Source organism: Kitasatospora sp. NPDC001095 (assembly GCF_053598615.1).
The window spans coordinates 1-5223 of record NZ_JBSFKQ010000108.1 but is presented as its reverse complement, the minus strand read 5'-3'; the positions used below and the strand labels follow the sequence as shown (position 1 = coordinate 5223).

The 5223-nt window shown below is 77.4% G+C and carries 1 protein-coding gene; it reads left to right on the top strand.

Annotation, left to right across the window (positions count from 1 at the left end):
• The coding region (locus ACWDBB_RS35900) for an SDR family NAD(P)-dependent oxidoreductase (RefSeq protein ID WP_449793604.1) at window positions 1–5223 on the top strand (5223 nt) is incomplete at both ends.

The window sequence follows — 5223 nt, the reverse complement described above, 5'->3', positions numbered from 1 at the left end:
GTGTTCGGCGAGGACGCTGACGTCCTGGCGCGGACGGAGTTCACCCAGCTCGCGCTGTTCGCCGTCGAGGTGGCGCTGTTCCGGCTCTTCGAGAGTTGGGGCGTGCGCCCCGACGTCCTGGTGGGCCACTCGATCGGTGAGCTGGCGGCCGCGCACGTCGCGGGCGTCCTCTCCCTCGACGACGCCGCCGCGCTGGTGGCGGCCCGTGGCCGGCTGATGCAGGCGCTGCCCGAGGGTGGCGCGATGGTCGCGGTGAAGGCCGCCGAGGCCGAGGTGCTGCCGCTGCTCACCGGCAACGTCAGCATCGCCGCGATCAACGGCCCGACGTCCGTGGTGATTTCGGGCGACGAGTCCGAAGTCCTGGCGATCGCCGGGAAGTTCGAGAAGACCAAGCGCCTCAACGTCTCCCACGCCTTCCACTCCCCGCTGATGGACGGCATGATGGACGACTTCCGCGAGGTGGCCGAGCGCCTGACGTACAGCGCCCCGCGCATCCCGGTGGTCTCCAACGTCACCGGCACCCTGGCCACCGCCGAGGAGCTGTGCGAGCCCGAGTACTGGGTGCGCCACGTCCGCGAGGCCGTCCGCTTCGCCGACGGCATGCGGGCCCTGGAGGCCCAGGGCGTCACCACGTACCTGGAGCTGGGCCCCGACGGTGTCCTCACCGCGATGGCCCAGGACTTCCTCGCGGACGGCGTGTTCGTGCCTGCGCTGCGCGCCGGCCGGCCCGAGGCGCGGACCGCGCTGACCGCCCTGGCCACCGCCCACGCCCACGGCGCGTCCGTCGACTGGCCGGCGCTGTTCGCCGGCACCGGCGCCCGCCGCGCCGACCTGCCCACCTACCCCTTCCAGCGGGAGCACTTCTGGCTCCACCCGCCGGCCGTCCCGTTCGGCAGCCCGGTCGCCCTGGGCCAGAGCCCGGTGGGCCACCCGCTGCTCGGCGCCGCGGTGTCCGTGGCGGACGCGGACGGGGTGCTGTTCACCGGCCGGCTCTCGCTGCACTCGCACCCGTGGCTGGCCGACCACGCGGTGGCCGGCACGGTGATCCTGCCCGGGACGGCCTTCGTCGAACTGGCCCTGCGGGCCGGTGACCAGGTCGGCTGCGCGCTGCTGGACGAGCTGACGCTGGAGGCCCCGCTGGTGCTCCCGGCGTCCGGCGGCGTGCAGGTCCAGGTCCGGGCCGGCGCGGCCGACGGTGCGGGCCGCCGCCCGGTGACCGTCCACGCGCGGGCCGAGAGCGCCGGCGAGGACGGCCCCTGGACTCGCCACGCCTCGGGCACGCTCTCGGCGGCGCTGCCGGCCGCCCCGGCCGGGGACGTCGAGGGCAGCTGGCCCCCGGCCGGCGCCGAGGCGCTGGACGTGGACGGTCTGTACGCCGGGATGGCGGCCGCCGGCTTCGGGTACGGCCCGGCGTTCCGCGGCCTGCGGGCGGCCTGGCGGCACGGCGACGAGGTGCTCGCCGAGGTCGCGCTGCCCGAGCCGGTGCGGGGCGACGCCCGCGCCTTCGGCCTGCATCCGGCCCTGTTGGACGCCGCCGTGCAGGCGGTGGGCCTCGGCGGGTTCGTCGCGGCCGACGGCGGGGCCCACCTGCCCTTCGCCTGGACCGGCATCGCCCTGCACGCCACCGGCGCGGACGCGCTGCGCGTGCGGCTGGCGGCGGCCGGCCAGGACACGGTGGCGCTGAGCCTCGCCACCGCCGACGGCCGGCCGGTCGGCTCGGTCGAGTCGCTGGCCCTGCGCCCGCTCGGGGCCGGCGCCCTGACGGCCGGCGACGGCGCCGACGCGCTGTTCGCCGTCGACTGGACGGCGCTGCCCGCCGCCGACGGCCCGGCCGGTGCGTCCTGGGCCGTCGCCGGCCAGGATCCGCTGGGCCTGCTGGCGGACCTGCCCACCGTCGTCGACGGGCTCGACGTCCACGCCGGTCTGCCGGACCTGCTGGCGGACCTGGACTCCGGCGCCGAGGCTCCCGCGACCGTCCTGGTCCCGTGGGCCACCGAGCCCGCCGCCGACCTGCGTACGGCGGCCCGCGACGCCGCCTGCTTCGCCCTGACGCTGGCCCAGGCCTGGCTGGCCGAGGAGCGGTTCGCCGCCTCCCGGCTGGTCCTGGTGACCCGGGGCGCCGTCGCGCTCCCGGGCGAGGCCCTCGCGGACCCCGCCGCGGCCGCCCTGTGGGGCCTGCTGCGCTCGGCCCAGTCCGAGCACCCGGGCCGCCTGGTGCTGCTGGACCTCGACCCGGCGGACGGCCCGGACGCCGTCACCGCCCTGCCGGGCGCGCTGGCGAGCGGCGAGCCCCAGCTGGCGCTGCGGGCCGGCCGGGCCCACGCGCCCCGGCTGGCCCGGGCGGCGGGCGGCACCGACCTCCCGGCCCTGGACCCGGCGGGCACCGTCCTGGTGACGGGTGCCACCGGCTCGCTCGGCGCCCTGGTGGCCCGTCACCTGGTGACCCGGTACGGCGTGCGGCACCTGCTGCTGCTCAGCCGCCGCGGCCCGGTGGCCGAGGGCTGGCCGGAGCTGGCCGGGGAACTCGTCGGGCTGGGCGCCGAGGCGACCATGGTCGCCTGCGACGCGGCCGACCGCGAGGCGCTGGGCGAGGTGCTCGCGGCCGTCCCGGCGCAGCACCCGCTGACCGCCGTGGTGCACACCGCCGGTGTGCTCGACGACGGCGTGGTCGCCGCCCTCACCCCCGACCGGGTCGACGCGGTGTTCCGTCCGAAGGTCGACGCGGCGCTCAACCTGCACGAGCTGACTGCCGGCCAGGACCTCGCCGCCTTCGTGCTGTTCTCCTCGGCGGCCGGCACCTTCGGCAACGCCGGCCAGGGCAACTACGCGGCGGCCAACGCCTTCCTGGACGCGCTCGCCGCGCACCGCCGCGCCGGGGGCCTCCCGGCGACCTCGCTGGCCTGGGGCCTGTGGGCGCAGCAGTCCGGGACGCCCGGCACCGGCGGCATGGCGGGCGAGCTGCAGGACGGCGACGCCCGGCGCCTGTCGCGCTCCGGCGTCGACGCCCTCACCGCCGAGCAGGGCCTCGCCCTGTTCGACCGGGCGCTGTCCGCCGAGCGGGCGGTCCTGGTGCCGATCCGGCTCGACCTCGGCGCCCTGCGGGCCGGGGCGCAGGCCGGGCTGCCGCACCTGCTGCGCGGCCTGGTGCGCGTCCCCGTCCGCCGCGGTGCGGCCGCAGGTGCCGACCCGTCCGGCTCCGAACTGGCCCGCCTGCTGGCGCCGTTGGCGCCGGAGCAGCGGACGGCGCGGCTGCTGTCGGAGGTCCGCGACCAGGCGTCGGCCGTTCTCGGCCACAGCTCGGCCGAGGCCGTGGAACCCGCGACCTCCTTCACCCGGCTGGGCTTCGACTCGCTGACCGCCGTCGAGCTGCGCAACCGGCTCGGTGCGCTGACCGGCCTGCGGCTGCCCGCCGGCCTGGTCTTCGACCACCCGACACCGGCGGCCCTGGCCGCCTACCTGGCCGAGGAGCTGTTCGACGGCGCCCGGGCCGACCGGACGCTCCCCGCGCCGGTGACGCCGGCCGGCGGCGACGAGCCGATCGCCATCGTCGGCATGGCCTGCCGCTACCCCGGCGGGGTGCGGACCCCCGAGGAGCTGTGGGCCCTGGTCGCCGGCGGTCGGGACGCCGTCACCCCGTTCCCGGCCGACCGCGGCTGGGACCTCGACGGCCTGCACGACGACGACCCGGACCAGCAGGGCACCAGCTACGCCCGCGAGGGCGGGTTCCTGCACGACGCGGCCGAGTTCGACCCGGCGTTCTTCGGCATCTCGCCGCGCGAGGCGATGGCCATGGACCCGCAGCAGCGGCTGCTGCTGGAGACCTCCTGGGAGGCCTTCGAACGCGCGGGCATCGACCCCGGCACGCTGCGCGGCAGCGCCACCGGCGTGTTCGCCGGCGTGATGTACCACGACTACCTCAGCCGGCTTCCGGCCCTGCCCGCCGGCGTCGAGGGCTACCTCGGCACCGGCGGCTCCGGCAGCGTCGCCTCGGGCCGGGTGTCGTACACCTTCGGTCTCGAGGGCCCGGCGGTGACCGTGGACACCGCCTGCTCCTCCTCTCTGGTCGCCCTGCACCTCGCCGCCCAGGCCCTGCGCAACGGCGAGTGCGAGCTGGCGCTGGCCGGCGGTGTGACGGTGATGTCCACCCCCGGCCCGTTCGTCGAGTTCAGCCGCCAGCGGGGCCTCGCCGCCGACGGCCGCTGCAAGGCCTTCTCGGCCGACGCGGACGGCACCGGCTGGGCCGAGGGCGCGGGCATGCTGCTGCTGGAGAAGCTGTCGGACGCCCGCCGCAACGGCCACCCCGTGCTCGCCGTGGTCCGCGGCTCCGCCGTCAACCAGGACGGCGCCAGCAACGGCCTGACCGCCCCCAACGGCCCCTCCCAGCGCCGCGTCATCCGCCAGGCCCTGGCCGCCGCCCGGCTGACCGCCGCCGAGGTGGACGCCGTCGAGGCGCACGGCACCGGCACCACCCTCGGCGACCCGATCGAGGCCGACGCGCTGCTCGCCACCTACGGGCAGGAGCGCGGCGAGAACGGCGAGCCGATGTGGCTGGGCTCGCTCAAGTCCAACATCGGCCACGCCCAGGCGGCGGCCGGTGTCGGCGGCATCATCAAGATGGTGATGGCGATGCGGGAGGGGGTGCTGCCGCAGACGCTGCACGTGGACGAGCCGTCGCCGCACATCGACTGGACCGCGGGCGCGGTCGAGCTGCTCACCGAGGCCCGGCCGTGGCCGGAGACCGGACGCCCGCGCCGCGCGGCCGTCTCCTCCTTCGGCATCAGCGGCACCAACGCCCACGTCGTGGTCGAGCAGGCGCCGGCCGCGCCCGAGACCGAGGCCCGCATCATGCCCCCGGCGCTCCCGTGGGTGCTCTCCGGCCGGGACGAGACCGCGCTGCGCGAGCAGGCGGTCCGGCTCCTCGGCCGGCTGGGTGCGGCCCGGACCGGCGTCGAGCCGGTCGATGTCGCGTACGCGCTGGCCACCGGCCGCGCCGTGCACAAGCACCGGGCCGTGGTCGTCGGCCGTGACGGCGACGAACTCCTGGCCGGTGTCAGGGCGTTGGCGCGCGGTGAGGCGGCGGCCGGGGTGGTCGCGGGGGAGGCCGGCGGGAAGCTGGCGTTCCTGTTCACCGGGCAGGGCAGCCAGCGTCCCGGGATGGGCCGGGAGCTGTACGAGGCCTACCCGGTGTTCGCCGAGGCCTTCGACGCCGTGTGCGCCAAGGTC